This is a genomic window from Telluria sp. ZB2R32, assembly GCF_059685715.1.
This window is the reverse complement of sequence record NZ_JCASIG010000010.1, coordinates 24,171-41,225: the sequence shown is the minus strand read 5'-3', so window position 1 is coordinate 41,225 and position 17,055 is coordinate 24,171. Positions and strand designations below refer to the sequence as shown.

The 17,055-nt window shown below is 62.7% G+C and carries 15 protein-coding genes; 10 read left to right on the top strand and 5 right to left on the bottom strand.

Going from position 1 to position 17,055, the window contains the following annotated elements; genetic code table 11:
* Positions 1 to 82: 82 nt before the first annotated feature.
* The 10 genes from AC56LG_RS23085 to AC56LG_RS23040 all read left to right on the top strand — a co-directional run bounded on the left by AC56LG_RS23085 (position 83) and on the right by AC56LG_RS23040 (position 10,432).
* Complete coding sequence (locus tag AC56LG_RS23085) at positions 83 to 3,127, top strand: type VI secretion system Vgr family protein (RefSeq protein WP_497168372.1); 3,045 nt, start codon at positions 83 to 85, stop codon at positions 3,125 to 3,127.
* On the top strand, positions 3,124 to 4,704 hold the full coding sequence (locus tag AC56LG_RS23080; RefSeq protein ID WP_497168371.1) for a hypothetical protein: 1,581 nt from the start codon (positions 3,124 to 3,126) through the stop codon (positions 4,702 to 4,704). Before AC56LG_RS23085 ends, AC56LG_RS23080 begins: the two co-directional genes overlap by 4 nt.
* A gap of 14 nt (positions 4,705 to 4,718) precedes the next feature.
* Positions 4,719 to 5,699, top strand: coding sequence for a PoNe immunity protein domain-containing protein (locus AC56LG_RS23075; RefSeq protein ID WP_497168370.1), 981 nt, complete (start codon positions 4,719 to 4,721; stop codon positions 5,697 to 5,699).
* Positions 5,700 to 5,846: 147 nt separating this feature from the next.
* A complete protein-coding gene (locus AC56LG_RS23070; RefSeq protein ID WP_497168369.1) occupies positions 5,847 to 6,827 on the top strand; it encodes a PoNe immunity protein domain-containing protein in 981 nt (326 codons plus the stop codon).
* A 79-nt stretch (positions 6,828 to 6,906) separates the two neighbouring features.
* Entirely contained in the window at positions 6,907 to 7,386 is a 480-nt protein-coding gene (locus tag AC56LG_RS23065) for a PoNe immunity protein domain-containing protein (protein ID WP_497168368.1), read from the top strand.
* Positions 7,383 to 7,901, top strand: coding sequence for a PoNe immunity protein domain-containing protein (locus tag AC56LG_RS23060; RefSeq protein WP_497168367.1), 519 nt, complete (start codon positions 7,383 to 7,385; stop codon positions 7,899 to 7,901). The genes AC56LG_RS23065 and AC56LG_RS23060 overlap by 4 nt, the downstream gene beginning before the upstream one ends.
* A 35-nt stretch (positions 7,902 to 7,936) precedes the next feature.
* Positions 7,937 to 8,302 carry a hypothetical protein gene (locus tag AC56LG_RS23055; RefSeq protein ID WP_497168366.1) on the top strand — a complete coding sequence of 122 codons (366 nt, stop codon included), beginning with the start codon at positions 7,937 to 7,939 and terminating at the stop codon, positions 8,300 to 8,302.
* 164 nt (positions 8,303 to 8,466) lie between these two features.
* Positions 8,467 to 8,733 carry a hypothetical protein gene (locus AC56LG_RS23050; protein WP_497168365.1) on the top strand — a complete coding sequence of 89 codons (267 nt, stop codon included), beginning with the start codon at positions 8,467 to 8,469 and terminating at the stop codon, positions 8,731 to 8,733.
* Positions 8,734 to 8,981: 248 nt separating this feature from the next.
* Complete coding sequence (locus tag AC56LG_RS23045; RefSeq protein ID WP_497168364.1) at positions 8,982 to 9,701, top strand: PoNe immunity protein domain-containing protein; 720 nt, start codon at positions 8,982 to 8,984, stop codon at positions 9,699 to 9,701.
* Positions 9,689 to 10,432 carry an SH3 domain-containing protein gene (locus AC56LG_RS23040; RefSeq protein WP_497168363.1) on the top strand — a complete coding sequence of 248 codons (744 nt, stop codon included), beginning with the start codon at positions 9,689 to 9,691 and terminating at the stop codon, positions 10,430 to 10,432. Before AC56LG_RS23045 ends, AC56LG_RS23040 begins: the two co-directional genes overlap by 13 nt.
* On the opposite strand, the gene tssH is transcribed toward AC56LG_RS23040, so the two are convergent.
* From tssH to AC56LG_RS23015, 5 genes are all read right to left on the bottom strand, one after another.
* On the bottom strand, positions 10,413 to 13,064 hold the full coding sequence (tssH, locus tag AC56LG_RS23035) for a type VI secretion system ATPase TssH (RefSeq protein WP_497168362.1): 2,652 nt from the start codon (positions 13,062 to 13,064) through the stop codon (positions 10,413 to 10,415). The genes AC56LG_RS23040 and tssH overlap by 20 nt on opposite strands.
* Positions 13,065 to 13,126: 62 nt before the next feature.
* Complete coding sequence (gene tssG / locus AC56LG_RS23030; RefSeq protein WP_497168361.1) at positions 13,127 to 14,215, bottom strand: type VI secretion system baseplate subunit TssG; 1,089 nt, start codon at positions 14,213 to 14,215, stop codon at positions 13,127 to 13,129.
* A complete protein-coding gene (gene tssF / locus AC56LG_RS23025; protein ID WP_497168360.1) occupies positions 14,179 to 16,023 on the bottom strand; it encodes a type VI secretion system baseplate subunit TssF in 1,845 nt (614 codons plus the stop codon). The genes tssG and tssF overlap by 37 nt, the downstream gene beginning before the upstream one ends.
* A 1-nt stretch (position 16,024) precedes the next feature.
* The gene (gene tssE / locus AC56LG_RS23020) at positions 16,025 to 16,516 is read right to left on the bottom strand and encodes a type VI secretion system baseplate subunit TssE (RefSeq protein WP_497168359.1); all 492 of its coding nucleotides are present in this window, start codon (positions 16,514 to 16,516) and stop codon (positions 16,025 to 16,027) included.
* Positions 16,517 to 16,545: 29 nt separating this feature from the next.
* Positions 16,546 to 17,037 (bottom strand): Hcp family type VI secretion system effector, encoded by a 492-nt coding sequence (locus tag AC56LG_RS23015; protein WP_497168358.1) that lies wholly within the window; start codon positions 17,035 to 17,037, stop codon positions 16,546 to 16,548.
* Positions 17,038 to 17,055 lie beyond the last annotated feature (18 nt).

The window sequence follows — 17,055 nt, the reverse complement described above, 5'->3', positions numbered from 1 at the left end:
ATTAACTACGGTGTAATATCGGCTGATTCCTGATCAGGTCGGCATCTTCATCGCTTCATCGTTACGTGGGAATGCAGAACGCATGGTTGCACCGGTCGATACGCCCTCCGTCCAGTCCTTGTGGTCGTCGCTGCAGCGGTTTTCGCAGGACAGCCGCATGCTGCGCCTGCATACGCCGCTCGGGCGCGACGTGCTGCTGGCCGAGTCGCTGCATGGCGAGGAAGGCATCGACAGCGGCTTCCGGCTGCAGGTGTCGGCGCTGTCGCCCGACGCTTCGCTGCCGCTCAAATCGCTGCTCGGCCAGCCGGTGCTGCTCGAACTGCTGGCCGATGCGCGCGGCAACTTGCGTCCCTTCCACGGCCATGTGACGGCGGCCGAACTGTGCGGCGCGGACGGCGGCCTGGCGCGCTACCGCCTGACGATCTCGCCCTGGAGCGACTTCCTGGCGCTGGGGCGCGACAGCCGCGTGTTCCAGGGCATGTCGGTACCCGACATCATCGACGCCGTGTTTGCGGCCTGGGACGGCAAGGGGAAATTGGCGCCGCTGTGGCGCATCGACGCCGACCGGTCGCTGTATCCCGTGCGCAGCCTTACCACCCAATACCAGGAAAGCGACCTCGCTTTTGTACAGCGCCTGATGAGCGAAGAAGGCCTGTTCGGCTTTTTCGAGCACCGCGGCGACGCCGGCGGTGCGCAGCTGGGCAGCCATACCTTCGTCATCGCCGACAGCAACGACGCCTTCCGGCCCAATCCCCACGCCACGGTGCGTTTCACCCAGCCGGGCGCGGTGATGACGGCCGACAGCATCGACCGCTGGCGCACCGAGACGCGGCTGCACACCAATGCACTTGATCTGCGCAGCTGGGATTACCGCAGCCGCGACCTGCGCACAGTTAGCGCCTCGGCAGCCGGCGAGGTCGAACTGCGCAGCAGCGACATCCCCGGCGTCTACGCGTACACCACGCGCGAGCACGGCGAACGGCTGGCCGAACGCCAGCTGCAGGCGCTGGAAGCGGACAAGGTCGTCCACATCGGCGCCGGCACCGTGCGCAGCTTCGCGCCCGGCACCACCTTCTCGCTGCGCGAACACAGCAAATACGATGGCGCCGACAGCAACTTCCTGATCGTGCGCGTGCGCCACTTGGCGCACAACAACCTCGACGCCAATACCGTCTCCGCACTGGCCCAGCGCCTGGGCGACGATCCGGTCGGCGCGCTCAACCTGCGCGAACTGGAACACAGCCTGCACGCCAGCGGCAAGCGCATCGCCGAGCGCCCGGTGTACCGCAACAGCATCGAGGCGATCGACGCCGCGCTGCCCTACCGTAGCAGTACGCAAGACGGCCATGGCCGCCTGCTGCATCCGCGTCCGACCGTGCAGGGGCAGCAGACCGCGATCGTGGTCGGACCGCCCGGCGCCCCGGTCCACACCGACCGCGACCACCGCATCAAGGTGCAGTTCCACTGGCAGCGCGGCAGCGCCAGCCACAGCCGCCTGGAACATCCGGCGCCCGATGGCCACAGCGGCGCGCCGGCCGACGACGGCGCCGGCACCTGGGTGCGCGTGGCGACGCCGCTCGCGCCAACCGCCGGCGCCAACTGGGGCAGCCACGCCCTGCCCCGCATCGGCCAGGAAGTGCTGGTCGATTTCCTGGACGGGAACATCGACCGCCCGGTGGTGATCGGCGCCGTCTACAACGGCCAGGGCCAGGCCGACGCCCAGGGCAATGCCGTCGGCGCTGGCGCCGGCGCCGCCACCGGCAACGCGGCGGCCTGGTTCCCCGGCGCGAGCGGCGCCCACGCCCACCCGGCGGTCCTGGCGGGCATCAAGAGCCAGGCCATGCGCGACAGCGCCGACGGCGCCGGCGCCTACAGCCAGCTGGTGTTCGACGACAGCGCGGGCGAGGCGCGCATCGCCCTGCAGCAGCATGCCAGGGCGCATGGCGGCACTGCGGAACTGAACCTCGGGCACCTGCGCCACCAGAGCGACAACGAGCTCCTGGGTATGGCCGGCTTCGGCGCCGAACTGAAGACCGAACACGCGCTCGCGCTGCGCGCCGGCAGCGGCCTGCTGGTCACGACCGACCCGGCTTCAACCGGCGCCGGCGCCCTCGAGGCCGGTCCGGCGCAGAGGCAGGTGGAGGCCAGCCATGCGCTGCACCTGTCGCTGGCCGAGACGGCGCAGAAGCACAACGCGCGCCTGCTGGAAGAAGCCGCCCCGGACAAGCTGGCGGCGATCGCCGCCGTCGCCCATGCGGCGGAGGTGATTGGCGCCTCCACACACGGCAACGGCGGCAGCGCGGGCGGCGATGGCGCCACGGCCGCCTTCAGCGAAGCCCAGCTGCAACTGTCGACGCCGTCGGGCATCGCCGCCCTCACCCCGACCAGCGCCGTGGTAACCGCCGGCGCCAGCACCGCCATCGGCGCCGGCCAGGACATCAACTTCAGCGCCCAGGGCAGCGCGTACCACACGGTAAAGGGCGGCATCAGCCTGTTCACCTACGGCAAAGCCAGCGCGCCGGACAAGCCGAACGGGGAAACCGGCATCCGCCTGCACGCCGCCAGCGGCAAGTTCAGCAGCCAGAGCCAGAGCGGGCCGACGCGTCTGACGGCCGACAAGGGAATCACTGTTGCCAGCGTGACCAGCAGCGTGACGGTGGCGGCGAAGGAGCATGTGCTGCTGACGGCGCAGGGGGCCTATATCAGGCTCGAGGGCGGAAATATCGCGGTGCATGGGCCGGGGACGATGCGCTTCAAGGCGTCGATGAAGGAGCTCACCGGGCCAGAGAGCGTTGCGCCCGAACTACCGGCCCTGCCCCATCCGGCCAACGTCGGCAACGACATCGAACTGAACTTCCAGTACGACGACCTCGATGCCGTACCCAACGCTCCCTACATCGTCACCTTCGCCAACGGCGCGGTACGCAAAGGTACGCTCGACAACAAAGGGCATGCGGTACTGACCAATGTGCCGCCGGGCGAATACGCCGTCGAATTCGGGGAAGACCCGCGCGACTGGTCGCCACCGCCGGAACCCGAGCCGGAGTACAAGAAGCCCGAAATACGGGAACAGGCCGAGCGGGCCATTCGAGAGGCGCGCGCAGCCTATGAACGGGGACAAGCATGAGTATCGTCGACGACGGTGTGAAATTCCTGGAAGACCTGATCCTCGGCGATTTCAACGAACAGCAGATGGTGTCGGCGCAAGTCGTCGCCGGGCTGGTCTCGCTGATTCCAGGCATCGACCAGGTCATGGACTTGCGTGACGTATCCGGTTGCCTCTACCGCATCAACAAACACGGCGGTTTGGCAAAGGCGACGCTGGAACAGAAGATCGATCTCGGTTTCGCCGCCTTTGGCGTCGTCCCGAGCGTTGGCAGTGCCTTCAAGACCGTTTTCAAGCCGCTGTACAAGCAGCGCAAGGCAGCCCGTGGACTCGTCAATGGCGGCGTCGCCATGATCGAACGCATGCTGGGCCACAAGAAAGGCGGCGCGGTGCGCTGGGTACGCTCGTTGAACTGGGCGGGGGAAACCCAGGCCGCCATCCTCAAGGCGAACCTGGCGCTGGATAGCTGTATTGCGATGCTCGATTATCTGGGACAGTCGCGCTGGTGGTGCCCGAACCGCATCGAGCAGCTCGCGCGCGACGTCGCGCCAGCGTTGAAGTCGATGCGCGGCAAACTGGCGGCGCCTATTCGCGAGGCTGCCACGGAGATCCGGCAATTCCTCGAAGAGCTGCTGGGGGAGCATGCGGCCGCAGTGGCGCTCGCTGTCGCAACGTCAGGTCCCATGGTCCGACGCTCGCCTCAGACGGCGCGGCCATCGCGCACGGCGCGCGCGGCCGCAGGCCCGGCACACAAAACGGTCGGGAGCACACCGCGTACCCAGGCGCGCGGTGCGCAGGGAAGAACGACCAACGTCGTGCAGCAGACCGCTTTCGACATTTATGCCGGGCTCGACTTCGCAGCAAAAGGCTTGATGGGCGAGCATATCGTTGAACATTATGTGATCGAGAAAAAGAATTGGGGCTTGCAGTGGAACCGGCATGATATGAGTGGGCCTGCACGAGGAGGCAAACGAGCCGGATGGCAGACCGAATACAAGAAGATCAATGACGGGACTATCCCTACTTATCTATGCACACCAAAAACGAACGTATTAACTAATGGTATCGACTCGCTTTGGCATACAAACCGCGCACGGCCCAACCAATATGCGGTTGTCGAAGCTAAGGCCAGTATGAATCCAAAGGCGGAACTCTACCAATTACTAGGTGAGGCGCAAAGCCGAGCGGGCGGTCCTGGAGGGAATCGTAGCGCGGGTCGCCGCCGCGCTGCAAACCAAGGTAGAACAGCGACTAACAACACACGCCGCATGTCGACAACAATGGTTATGCAGATGAGCGACCGATGGATTCAGGATCGAATAGAGGCCAGCTTCGGCACTATCAGCCATCTCATCATCAATAATTATTCAAGGCACGTATTTTTGGTGTCGCCACTTCAGGCGTCTGAACACGTTCATGCGATGTCTGAAATTATTCAAAAGAGTTACGTTAACAAGCCAGCGGAGGCTCAAGAATTTGCCGACAAGCATGCTAAACACGACATCGAAATTGAGTTCCGCGAAGCGCATCTTGATATCGCTGAAAAGAAATATGAAGCAACCGGAAAATATAGGCGGCCGCAGAACAGGCGCCGTTAAGGAGCAGAACAACCATGGATAGTTTTAACAGCAAACGCCGTCAAATATTTCTCGGAGCCGTTGCTTTTCAGAACACGATTGCTCATTATGCGCAAGTCGAGGAAGAATTCGCAGAGCTCTTGCGCATGCCTGAAAACCAACGAGGGAGCCATGCGGCGCTCCTCAGGATCAAGGCGTCGAACCTTTGGTCGACCCTGCAAATTCGTTATACGGGCGGCGAAGATCCGGCCCAACTCGCACCTTTGCTAGGAGAAGTAGTCGAGAGATATCAACAGTACGTCGATAAAAATAACGAGGCTTTGGACGAAGACTACGTTCCACCGTTCCGCATGCTGGACATGATGGACACCTATATTACGTATCTCCATCTCATCTGCGCTTGCATCCTGCTTCACCGCGAGGACTTGTTACCGACTATTTTCGCATGGAACGAAGGAACGGATTACGAAGGTGTGGACGCTGTCTTGGAAGAGCTGTTCAAGTTCTATATTCCAGATCGACCCGAGCTGGACGAATGGTTGTGGGAGCAGCCATATCGGTTGCTTCTCGACGCAATCGACGAACCAGCCCCCGTAGAGCAAGCGAAGTTGATGAAGAAGTATGTCAAGAAGTGGTATCCGGCAATGAAAGGCAAAGCAAGTTTCTGGGGTAGGCATGAAGGGATCGAACCATACGCTTCCCCCTATGTGGGTTACTGGGCTATGTGTGCCGCTGCGTTTACATATCTTTACGATATCGATGACAGATCTTATCGTGATGAGCTGGTGTACCCCAAAGACCTGGTCGACTACGCCCGCAGCATCCCTCGTCGGCCAGTATCGATGGAAAACGGCGAAACCGTACTTCGCGTCCTGGGCGGCCAAACATGTCCTCGGGACGGAAACTGGTTCAGCCCTGCACAAGCAGATAGCCTCAAGCGCTTCCAAGCCGGGGAGATCATGCCGACATTCGACTTCTCTGAATATGGAACGACCATATGGCAATGGGCTCCATAACGTTAAATCGTCAAGCCTGCCTGATGCGTTTACGTGTCTCCCTGGTGCCGGGAACAGCCTGTCCTCTTTCATATTTCCGGACGTTTGGAAGAACGGACAATACAACTGCTCTTCATCAAACGGACGTCGACCAAAAAGAAAATGAGTATGCAGAAATTCGACAAGCAGCGTCGTCAAAAATTCATTTCGGAAGAGGCTTACCGAAGCACGCTTGATCACTACGCAACCGTCGAATCGGAGTACCCTGCTCTATTGGAAATACCTGAAAGCATTCCTGGAACACATGTCGGTTTACTGCTTTTTAGAGCAGACGACCTTTGGCGGACGTTTCAACTGCGATACACTTCTGGTGAAGATTTGTCGGAACTTGCAAAGTTGCTTGGCGAAGTAGTCGATCGTTACCAGCACTACGTGGACAGAAACAATGCGGCGGTAGACGAGGAATACGTGCCGCCGTTTCGCATGCTGGACATGATCGACACGTACGCCGACTATCTTCATCTTGTGAGCGCCTGTATCTTGCTCCACCGCGAGGACTTGTTACCGATCATACTTGCATGGAACGACGGGACCGATTACGAAGGCGTCGATGCTGTTCTGGAAGAGTTATTCAAGTTTTATTTTCCAGACCGTCCAGAACTGGATGAATGGCTGTGGGAGCACCCCTACCGGTTGCTGCTGGACGCTATTGATGAACCCGACTCCGCAGAACAAGCGAAGTTGATGAAGAAGTACGTAAAAAAGTGGTATCCGGCGATGAAGGGCACGGCAAGCTTTTACGGCAAGCATGAAGAAATTGCGACGAACTTCTCGCCATATGTCGGTTATTGGGCGATGTGCGCCGCTGCATTTACATATCTCTACGATATCGACGACAGCTCCTATCGGGACGAGTTGGTGTATCCCAAAGACCTGGTGGACTACGCCCGCGGCATTCCCCGTCGGCCAGTGTCGTTGAATAATGGCGAAACCGTACTTCGAGTCCTGGGCGGCCAAACATGTCCTCGGGACGGAAACTGGTTCAGTCCTGCAAAAGCAGATAGCTCCAAGAGCTTCAAAGCCGGGGACATCATGCCGTCGTTTGACTTCTCTGAGTATGGAACAACCATATGGCAGTGGGCTCCATAAGTCGTAAAGGCTGTCTGATGCGTTTACGTGTCCCATGCCGGCGGAACAGCCTGTCCTCTTTGGTATTTTTGGACGTTAAATGATTACGCTGCTTTCAGAAGCCGCATTCGCCCGCACACGCGACCGCCTGCTCGACTATCAGGCCTATTACGACGAAGCTGAAGACCTGATCAGGCGACTGCCGAACGCGGCGAAAAAGCTTGGTGATCCAGTCTGGCTCGACGGTCGGGACGAAGCTGCGCTGGGACGCCTCACCTATGCACGGGCCGAATATGCGATTGATCTGCTGTCGCTAAGTTACTCAGCCGGCACTGATGTCAAATTGTTACGCGAATTTTTCGCCGCGCTGCTTGCCTATTTCGAGGAGTACGCCTTGTATTCCGAAGCGTTCAATCGGACGCCTGAGGGAGTGATCACGCAAGGGTCCCATATTGCCCTGCACGACCTTGCTTTTCAGGAAGCCAACCGTCTGCTGTCTTTCGCTATCCTGCTCGGCTGGCCAGAATATGTCCCACGGATAATGGCAATCATCGACTACAACAATCGCGCGACGGCATGATCGAGCGACTCGCAGCAATGTATATGGAGCGGCCGCAACCCTTGCCGTCGGAGTGCCTGCGCCACCTTCCCTACCACAAGACGCTGGCGATCTTCGATGCACCTGCCGCTGAGCGTCCAGGCCTGATGCAGGACTATCTCGACGACTGGTACCAGGCCAGCCGCCGCGAGCCGTACTACGACTCTCACTCAAAGGGTAATCAGTTCCTGGGCTACTGGTCGCGGGAAGCGGCTGCAATTACCACAGCGCTCGGGATCGACGACGCTCTTTATCGCGATCACGAGTTTTACCCACGCGACATGGCCGATCTCGGCAAGCAGAAAGGCGGCGCGGGCATTCCAGGTAGCGCACTTACGCTCGGAACCCGCGCGAAAGCTGGAGACGCTTGCCCCGTTGCGGGAACGTGGGAGTCGATTGGCATTCCGACCCAGCATGCGGAGTATGCAAAAGACGCGAAAATGCAGGATCTCGGTTCGCCGTATGGCTTGACGGTATGGCGGCTTCTTCAGAACTGATCGGGGCGGCCGGTGGCGCTGTCCATGAGCACGGAATGAACATCCTGATTCCAGAGGCCGAATTCAAACGCCGCAAACGCGACCGCCTCCTCGACTACCAGGCGTACCGGACCAGGGCTGAAGACCTGATCAGGCGCATTCCGAACGCCGGGATTTGCCAGGCGCATCAGTGCGACAACACCACCATGGATTTGCTGTTCGATCCAGCGCACAAGCGCATGGTCGGACAACTGCTCGACAGCTGTACCAAGCGGAGGTTGGGCAGGCCCAATGCAGAAGAAATGGCGGCGCTCGAACAGCGCCACCGCGAACGCTTTCCCGCCACCGAAACGGCATGCAAGGACGGGCAGGCGCCGGCGCCTGGTTCGCGTCAGGGCATGCACCGCAGCGAACCGGATTGAGGACAATGCAATGCTTGAACTGATGCCGGAAACAGAATTCGCGGCAGCCAGGCGCGATCCACTGCTGGGCTACCGCGAATACCAAACAGAAGCTGCGGACCTGATCGCCCGCATTCCGCGCGCCGCAATGAAACTTGGCGACCCGGCTTGGCGCGCAGGCAGGGATGAAGCAGCCCTCATGCGGCTCACTTGTGCGCGCCTTTTACGCGCTCGATCTCCTCGCATTGAGTTATTCGGCCGGAACGCCCGTAGCTGCCTTGCGGGACTTTTATCCGGCATTACTCGGCTATTACGAAGAATACGCGCTGTATTCCGAGGCCTACAATGCCACGCCGCAGGGCGCCCGCCGGCCCGGCGCTCACCTTCCGCTGGGCGACGCCGGATTTAACCGCGCAAATCGCCTGCTTTGTTTCGCCATCCTTCTCGGCTAAGCGCGATATTCCCAGAGTAATGGCCGTTATCGATTACAACAATCCGGTACGGGATGGCATGCTGGAGCGGATCGCCGCGATCCATATGCAGCGTCCAGCCCCGCTACCGAGCGACTGCACCCGCCACCTGCCTTACTGTAAGACGCTCGCGATTGTCGATGCGTCCCCAGCCGATCGGCCGGAACGGATGCGCGAATACCTCGACCATTGGTACGAGGCAGGTACGGCCCGGCGACCATGCGCAATTCATGGAGAATCGTGCATCCGACCTCTGGCGCACGCTTCAGCTCAGATATACGGGCGGTGAAGAACCGGCTGTTCTGGCAGTACTGCTGGACAGGGTTGTGGAAGCGTACCAGGAATATGTAGACAAGAAAAACGAAGCCGACCGGCTCTACACGCCAACTTTCCTGATGTCACAGTTCGTGGATGTCTACGTAAATTACCTGCACCTGGTATGTGCAGCGATCCTGTTACGCCGCGAAGATCTCCTGCCGACCATCCTCGACTGGAACACAGGCACCGACTTCGATGGCGCCGACGCAGTCCTGGAAGAACTGTTCACATTTTATTTCGCCGACCGCCCGGAATTGGACGAATGGTTTTGGGACAGGCCATACCGGCTGCTTCTGGCTGTGGTGGATGCGGAAGATCCGGCCGAACGGCCCGGCTTGATGAAAAAATATTTGAAGAACTGGTATTCCGCCTTCAAGGGGCAGGCACATTTCTGGGGCATGCACGAAGAAATCAAGCCGGAATTTTCCTCTTATGTCGGCTATTGGGCGATGTGCGCCGCAGCATTCACTTACCTCTACGATATCGATGACAGCAGCTATCGCGACGAACTGGTGTACCCGAAGGACCTGGTCGATTATGAGCGCAGCAAAACGCGCCTCGATGCGGCCCATTCTACCGCTGGTTCTCATGCAGACGGCACGACAACGGAACAGCCGCAATGTCGGCGCTAAACGCAAAATCGCCCCATCAGGAACCGGAAATTGCAGCGCCGCTGCGCTGTCTTGTACCCTTGCTGCTCGCCGGCGCCCTGGCCGTACCAGGTAGCGCGATGGCGCAGGCGCGCTCGGCGGCCGATGAGGTTTTCGACAACCCTTTCGTGGCCATCGGCGTCAATCCAGCCAGCGGCATCGTGACCGGCTACCTGTCAGCCTTGTACACCGCGCCCGGCAGGACGGAGGTATGCAAGTTCGTCTTTCATGGGCACGTGACGCCCGCAAGCACGGCCAAGCTGGCGATCCAGGATGCGGTCAGCGACAACGACAACTGGCCGCCCAGCGCGGGACGCGCGTTCACGCTATTGACGTCCGCAAAAGGCAAGCTCAGGATCGACCTGCCGGCCGCGCTGGCGCCCGGCGAGTGCGAATGGATCATCGGGATGCTGGCGGGACCGAACGTCGCCCCGGTAAAGGATGCTTACGTGGTGACGGTCGACACGGGGCCGCCGGGCGACTGGATCGCGGTCGCCACGATCGCTGTAAAACGCGCTTTCTTCCACGATGCGCCGGACGCGAACCGAGTGCGCAAGGCCTACCTCGTCGCGGGCGACGTCGCCTACGTGCTGGAGGAACGGCCCGGCTGGTACCGGGTCAGGTACACCCACGCAAAGCGGGAGAGCACCGGATGGATCAGGCGCGCCGATACCTTCCAGTGGCGGCAGGATCTTATTCGATCACATAACTGAACTGCCCCTCCTCGCTCGCCGACACCGCAATCGACGCGATCGCCGCCCCTTCCGCCATCTTCGCCAGCACCGACTGCGCCACCTCCGGCAGCAGCGTGCCGTTCAGGATGTTGTCGACGTTGCGTGCGCCCGAGTCGACCTCGGTGCAGCGCGCCAGCACTGCTTCGACCAGCGCTTCGTCGTAGTGGAAGGCGGCCTTGTGGTTGACGGCGATGCGCTGGGCGATCTTGCGCAGTTTCAGTTCGATGATGTTGACCAGCACGTCGTCCGACAGCGGGTAATACGGCACCACCTTCAGGCGGCCGAGGAAGGCCGGCTTGAACTGCTTCATCAGTTGTGGGCGGATCAGCGATTCGAGTTCGTCCGGCGCCGGCAGCTCTTGCTCCGGTTTGTTCAGGCAAGCACCCATCAGCGTCGACGAGGCCACGTTCGAGGTCAGGATGATGATCGTGTTCTTGAAGTCGATCTCGCGGCCTTCGGCGTCGTCCATCACGCCCTTGTCGAAGACCTGGAAAAACAGTTCGAGCACGTCCGGGTGGGCCTTTTCGACCTCGTCGAGCAGCACCACGCTGTACGGGTTCCTGCGCACCGCCTCGGTCAGCACGCCACCCTCGCCATAGCCGACGTAACCGGGCGGCGAGCCTTTCAGGCCCGAAACGCTGTGCGCTTCCTGGTATTCGCTCATGTTGATGGTGACCAGCTTGCGCTCGCCACCATACAGCACGTCGGCCAGCGCCAGCGCCGTCTCGGTCTTGCCGATGCCGGACGGGCCGACGAACAGGAACACGCCCTTCGGCTTGTTCGGGTCGTCCAGGTTGGCGCGCGCCGTGCGCACGCGCTGCGCGACGGCTTCGATCGCGTGCGGCTGGCCCAGCACCCGCTCTTCCAGCAAGTCCTTCAGGTTGAGCACCGTCCTGATTTCGTCCTTGACCATCTTCCCGAGCGGGATGCCGGTCCAGCCGGCGACGATCTCGGCCACCACGTGGCCATCGACCTGCACCGGCACCATCGGCGTTTCGCCCTGCAGCGCGCGCAGCTCGATCATCAGCGCCTGCACGTCGCGGCTGCCGGTACCGTCACCTGCGTCACCACCCTCCTCCAATGCGCGCCGCCCTTCCATGATCTGCTCGGTCAGCGCCTTTTCCTGTTCCCAGCGCGCGCTCAAGCCGCTTTGTTCTTCCTCGGCGGCGCCGCGCGCCGTTTCCAGTTCGGCGATGCGCGCCGCGTGCGACGAGCCGGCGCTCTGCTCGCGCTGCAAGGACGCCAGCTCGGCCTCGATGCGTTCGCGCTTGCGCGCCAGGCTCTCGATCAGCGCCGGCGTCGCGTTCTGGCCCAGCGCGACCTTGGCGCAGGCGGTGTCGAGCACGCTGATGGCTTTATCCGGCAGCTGGCGGCCGGCGATGTAGCGGTGCGACAGGCGCACCGCCTCGGTGATCGCTTCGTCGTAGACGCGCACGCCGAAATGCTGTTCCATCAGCGGCGCCATCCCGCGCAGCATGGCGCAGGCCAGTTCCTCGCTCGGCTCCTCGACCTTGATCACCTGGAAGCGCCGCGCCAGCGCCGCATCCTTCTCGAAATATTTTTTATATTCGCTCCAGGTGGTGGCGGCGATGGTGCGCAGTTCGCCGCGCGCCAGCGCGGGTTTCAACAGGTTCGCCGCATCGTTCTGGCCGGCCTGGCCACCGGCGCCGATCATGGTGTGCGCTTCGTCGATGAAGAGGATGATCGCATGCGGGCTTTTTTTCACCTCGTCGATCACGTTTTTCAGGCGGTTCTCGAACTCGCCTTTCACCGAGGCGCCGGCCTGCAGCAAGCCCATGTCGAGCGTATGGATTTCGACGCCTTTCAGCACGTCGGGCACGTCGCCACCCGCCACGCGCAGGGCCAGTCCTTCGACCACGGCGGTCTTGCCGACGCCGGCCTCGCCGGTCAGGATGGGGTTGTTCTGACGCCGGCGCATGAGGATGTCGATGGCCTGGCGGATCTCGACGTCGCGCCCGATCACCGGGTCGACCTTGCCGTCGCGCGCGCGCGCCGTCAGGTTGGTGGTGAACTGGTCGAGCGCCGGCGTCTTCGACTGCGCGGACTGCGCCAGCTCGCCCACCGGATCGCTGCCGCCCTGCTGTACCGGTGCGGCCGCCTGCACGGCTTCCTGCGAGCCGGCGGCGATCTTGTCGAGGTTATGCTTGATCTGGTCGACGTCGAACTTGTCGAACAGTTTGGAGCCGCGGTAGGCCAGTTGCGACAGCTCGGGGTCGGTCAGCAGTGACTGCAGCAGGTGGCCGCTGCGGATCTCGGCCGGGCGCCCGTCGGGGATGTCGAGCGAGGCGATCAGCCAGGCGTGCTCGAACAGTTTCGGCAGGCGCGCCGAGAACACCGGCGTGCGCGCATTGCCGGTCTTGAAGCGCCCCACCTCGGCCTGCAGGTCGGCCTCGAGCATGCCCGGGCTGATGCCGCTCTGGCGCGCGATGACGGCGAAGTCGCTTTTCGGCTGCTCCAGCAGCGCCAGGAACAGGTGTTCGAGATCGACTTCGAACTGGCCCAGCGACACGCACAAACCCGCCGCGCGGGTGGCTGCGGTGCGGCAGGTGTCGTTCAACTTGCCGATCAGGGTCTTGAGGTTGAGGCTCATGCAGGTTTCCCTAGTAAGGTTGAAGAAGTCGATCTCATGGCGAATGAAGCTTTACTGCCGCCTTACTGCAGCGCGTGGATGGCGTAACGGACGTCGCCGCGGTCCCGCGCCTCGCCGCCGGTGACGAGGAAACTGTCCCAGCCCAGCCGCCCGCCGCTACGCTCTTCGATCAGGGACAGTCCCGCCACGTCCTGCGCGCACAGCACCAGCTGCACCTCGTATTCGAGCGTGACGCCGGTCATCATCGACAGCATGCTGGCCAGCGCGCGCGCCGCTTTCCCGCCGGGGAGAAACGCATCGAAGCGCTCGCGCCGCAAGGGGCCGATGACGATGCGCAGGCGCAGGTCGCGCTGCCATACGCGCGCGCCGGCCATGGCGCCCGCGCCCAACATGGCGTTCGCATGGCCGAGCCGGCTTTGCTGCACCACCGGCACGTCGTACCACTGGCCGACGAACTGCTCGGTCCTGACCTCGGCCGCGAAATACTCGGACAGCACGCGCGCGATCTGCACCGCCGATGCCGGCCGGTGGCGCATGGCGGTGGCGAAATAGGCCACCGATTCGTCCAGCAGTTCGCCGTGGGTGTCGTCGGCGAAGCGGCGCCGCAGCGACGGCTGGCCGACGCCGGCCAGCGACAGCAGCAGCGGCAGGAAGCTGTCGCGGCCATGCAGTTCATAGCGGAGCTCGAGACGGTATTTGCGCCAGGCGTCGTAGAACAGCGCCAGCGAGCGGTTCGAAAACAGGTCGAGAAAGGCGCGCGGCCCCTCGTCGCGCGTCTGCAGCGCATGCGCGGCGATGCGTTCGGTGTCGTGCGCCGGCAGCGCGCCGGCCCCGCCCAACAGGCCCATGAAAGCCGGCGTGATGCGCACGTAGCGCAGCGTCCCTTCTCGCAGCGCAGCGTGCAGCGCATCGCGATCGGTGCCGATCTCGCGCGGCTCAAGACCCATCGCCTCGAGTTCGCTGGCCGGAAAGCCGAGCGAGGTCGAGTTCTGGAAGCGCAGGAAGTTGGCGACCGCGCCGTCCTGCGCGCGCCCGTGGCGCTTGAGCCATAGCTCGAGCAGCCGCACCGCCTGGAAGTAGGCGAAGCGGTGCGGCTGCGCGAACAGGCGCTCGATTACAGCAGGCTCAAATCGCCGCTGCGTGGCTTGCATTTGAATAGCTCTTCTCCGGTTTTGGTCGACACGATCACCAGCTGGGCGAAACTGTTGGCGTGCACGTAGAGGCCCAGGAAGCGTTCGATCACGTGGGCGAAGGCGTGGATGCCGCTGCCGACAAAGGCTTCTTCGTCGATGGTGAGGCGCACTTCCATGCCGCGCACCAGGCAGGCGAACGGGTTACCGGGCAGCCAGGCGTTGGCCGCCTTGTGCGCCACCGCGGCAATGCCGCCGATCTGGCGCTGCGAAGCGGGCGAGCGCGGCAGGTCGTACATGGCCAGCATCTCGCGGAAGGCTTCGACGCCGCCATCCGACAGCGACAGGTGGTTCAGCGACAGGTGCGAAATCAGGCGCCAGTGGGCGCCGGCGCCGCGCTCGAAGTGCTGCGACGGCGTCGGTTTGCGTAGAAAAGCGATCGCATCCACGCGCGAGCCGCCGGTCATGAACAGGTCGCCGCCACGCTGGCTGTAGGTGAGCGCGGCCGGCAGGTCGCGGTTGGTGCAGGTCAGTTCCAGGCTCAGGGTGTCGGTTTCGATCTCGGCCGGATCGAAGTCGATGTCGACGATCGAGATCTGGGTCTCGAAGCCGGGACTCTTCTCGGCCAGCAGCGCATCGCGCCGCATGACCCAGTAATGGCCGTTCCTTTCCGGCGTCTGCCCGTGGCGCAGCGAATAAAAGGCGCGGAACTCGGTCACCGATTCGCCCTGCGGCGTCTGCCGCACCAGCTTGACCGAATCGATGCCGTAGACCTCGTAGGCGAAGGCGCGCCGTACGTCGGCCAGCACCGGATAGCTGGCCTTGGTCTGGGTCAGGCGGATCGGCTCGCCGCGCTTGGCGAACAGGTTGACCACCGGCGTGCAGCCCAGCAGCAGGTTGGTATTCGACAGCGTGCCGAGCATGCGCGCCGTGTTCGAGTCGCTGCGCAGGTTCGACAGCGCCAGGTGCAGCTTGACCGAACGGGCGCCATGCGGCAGCACCGCACCGATGGCATCGAGGTCGATGTCGACGAAATTGAATTTTTCGGGGAAGCAGAAGTATTCGGTGAGCAGGCGATAGGCCGAGTGCGAGCGCGCCGGGAAGGCGATCAGGGCGTCTTCCTCGTCGAAGCCGGCGGGCGCCAGCGGCACGGCGGGCAGCAAGGTCCAGCGCCCGCTCGCTCCCTCTTCCACGTAAGCGGCCAGGGTGCGCATGAACAGGGCGTCGCGCAGCGCGGCGCAGAAGGACGGCTCGCCGTCGATGAAGACGCGCAGCTTGCCCAGTTTGAGCTGGCCGAGCGTGACCTGGGCCGCCGTGCCGGCAATCGTGATGCTGATGCTGGAGGTGACCCCGGCCGGCAGGCGCACCGCGTCGGGGGCGTCGATGATCGGCGCGAAGTGGGCGCTGGTGAGGGCCACCGGTGCGATCGTCACCGGATACACGGTGCGGAAGGTGCAGGCCACGCCGCGCACCTTGCGCGTGGTGAGCGCGGTGCCGCGTGCGATCTCGGACACCGTGGTCAGCTGCGAGGCGCCGGACGAATAATCCATGCGCGCGATCGAACACGAGGGGAACGGGCGCAGGTAGTGCGGATACAGCACCTCGAACAGCGCCTCGGTGAACTGCGGGTAGTCGTCGTCGAGGCGCTTGGCGATGCGCGAATTGAGCAGCGCAAACGCCTGGATCATGCGCTCGATGTGCGGGTCTTCGCAGACCTCGCCGCCGACCAGCAGGCGGCCGGCGATCTTCGGATAGCGTTCGGAGAATTCGCGCGAATAGCGGCGCAGGAAACCCAGTTCGCGTTCGTAATACGGTAATAACTGTTCCAACTCAGGCTCCTGCCGGCGCGGCGCGGCGTGACTTGCTGATCGTGTACTGCTGGCTGGTCGGCTGCAGGATGGCGTCGAAATTGACCGGTTCCTGGGCCGCGTCGACGACCAGCAAGGCGGTGATGGCGAAATTGAGACAGTTGATCGCGCCTTCGCGCAGTTCCAGCGAAGCGCGCACGTTGCGCAGGCGCGGTTCGTGGCGCGCGATGGCCTGTTCGAGGCAGGCGCAGATGTGCGCGCGGTCGTCGAAGCTCGACAGCGAACGGCCGGCGAAATCCTGCAGGCCGTAGGTGGCCAGCGAACGCCGGCATTCGGGAAAGCCGCCCAACAGCGGATCGGTCGGCCCGATGCGCGTGTTGAGCAGCGACTCGAGGTCGCGCGCGACGGTTTCCTTGAGCTCGTCGATCGAGAGCCGGGTCACCGTCGCGCTCGAAGCGCCATGGACCGGCACGTCCATCAGCCGGTCGAACAATCCTGGGATATAACCTTGCATGGGCGCCCGTGGCTAACTGTATCGAGCGATCAGGCGGTCTTGTTGGCCGACAGGTCCCAGCCGCCCGAGGTGTTGCCGCCGCTGCCGCCGCCGACTTTCTGCTGGGTGTATTTCCATTTCACCTTCGAATACTTGAGCTTGACGTCCTCGGTCAGGATGTCGCCCGGTTCGACCGATGGCGCGACGCTGCTGATCAGGACGTTCTCGAGTTCGATCTCGAAGTACTTGACGCGCTCGCCCTGGCCGTCGGCGCGCAGGAATTCGAGCTTGGCCTTGGGCAGGGTCTTGCCCGACGAGCAGTTTTGCAGCAGCAGCGGCGTCGACAGGTCGGCCAGCTTGGAGAGCACGATGTCGCGGTGTTCGGTGCGCTCGGCGGTATGGCCGCCGCCGGTGGAAGCGGTCGCCGATTTCGGCTGCAGCACTTCCCAGTTGACGGATTTCACCTCGATCCAGTCCTTGTGGCTGGAGTCGGCAGATTCGCCTTTGATGCCGTCGATTTGGAGGTAGACGTCGATTGCCATATTGTTCCTTTCGATTGG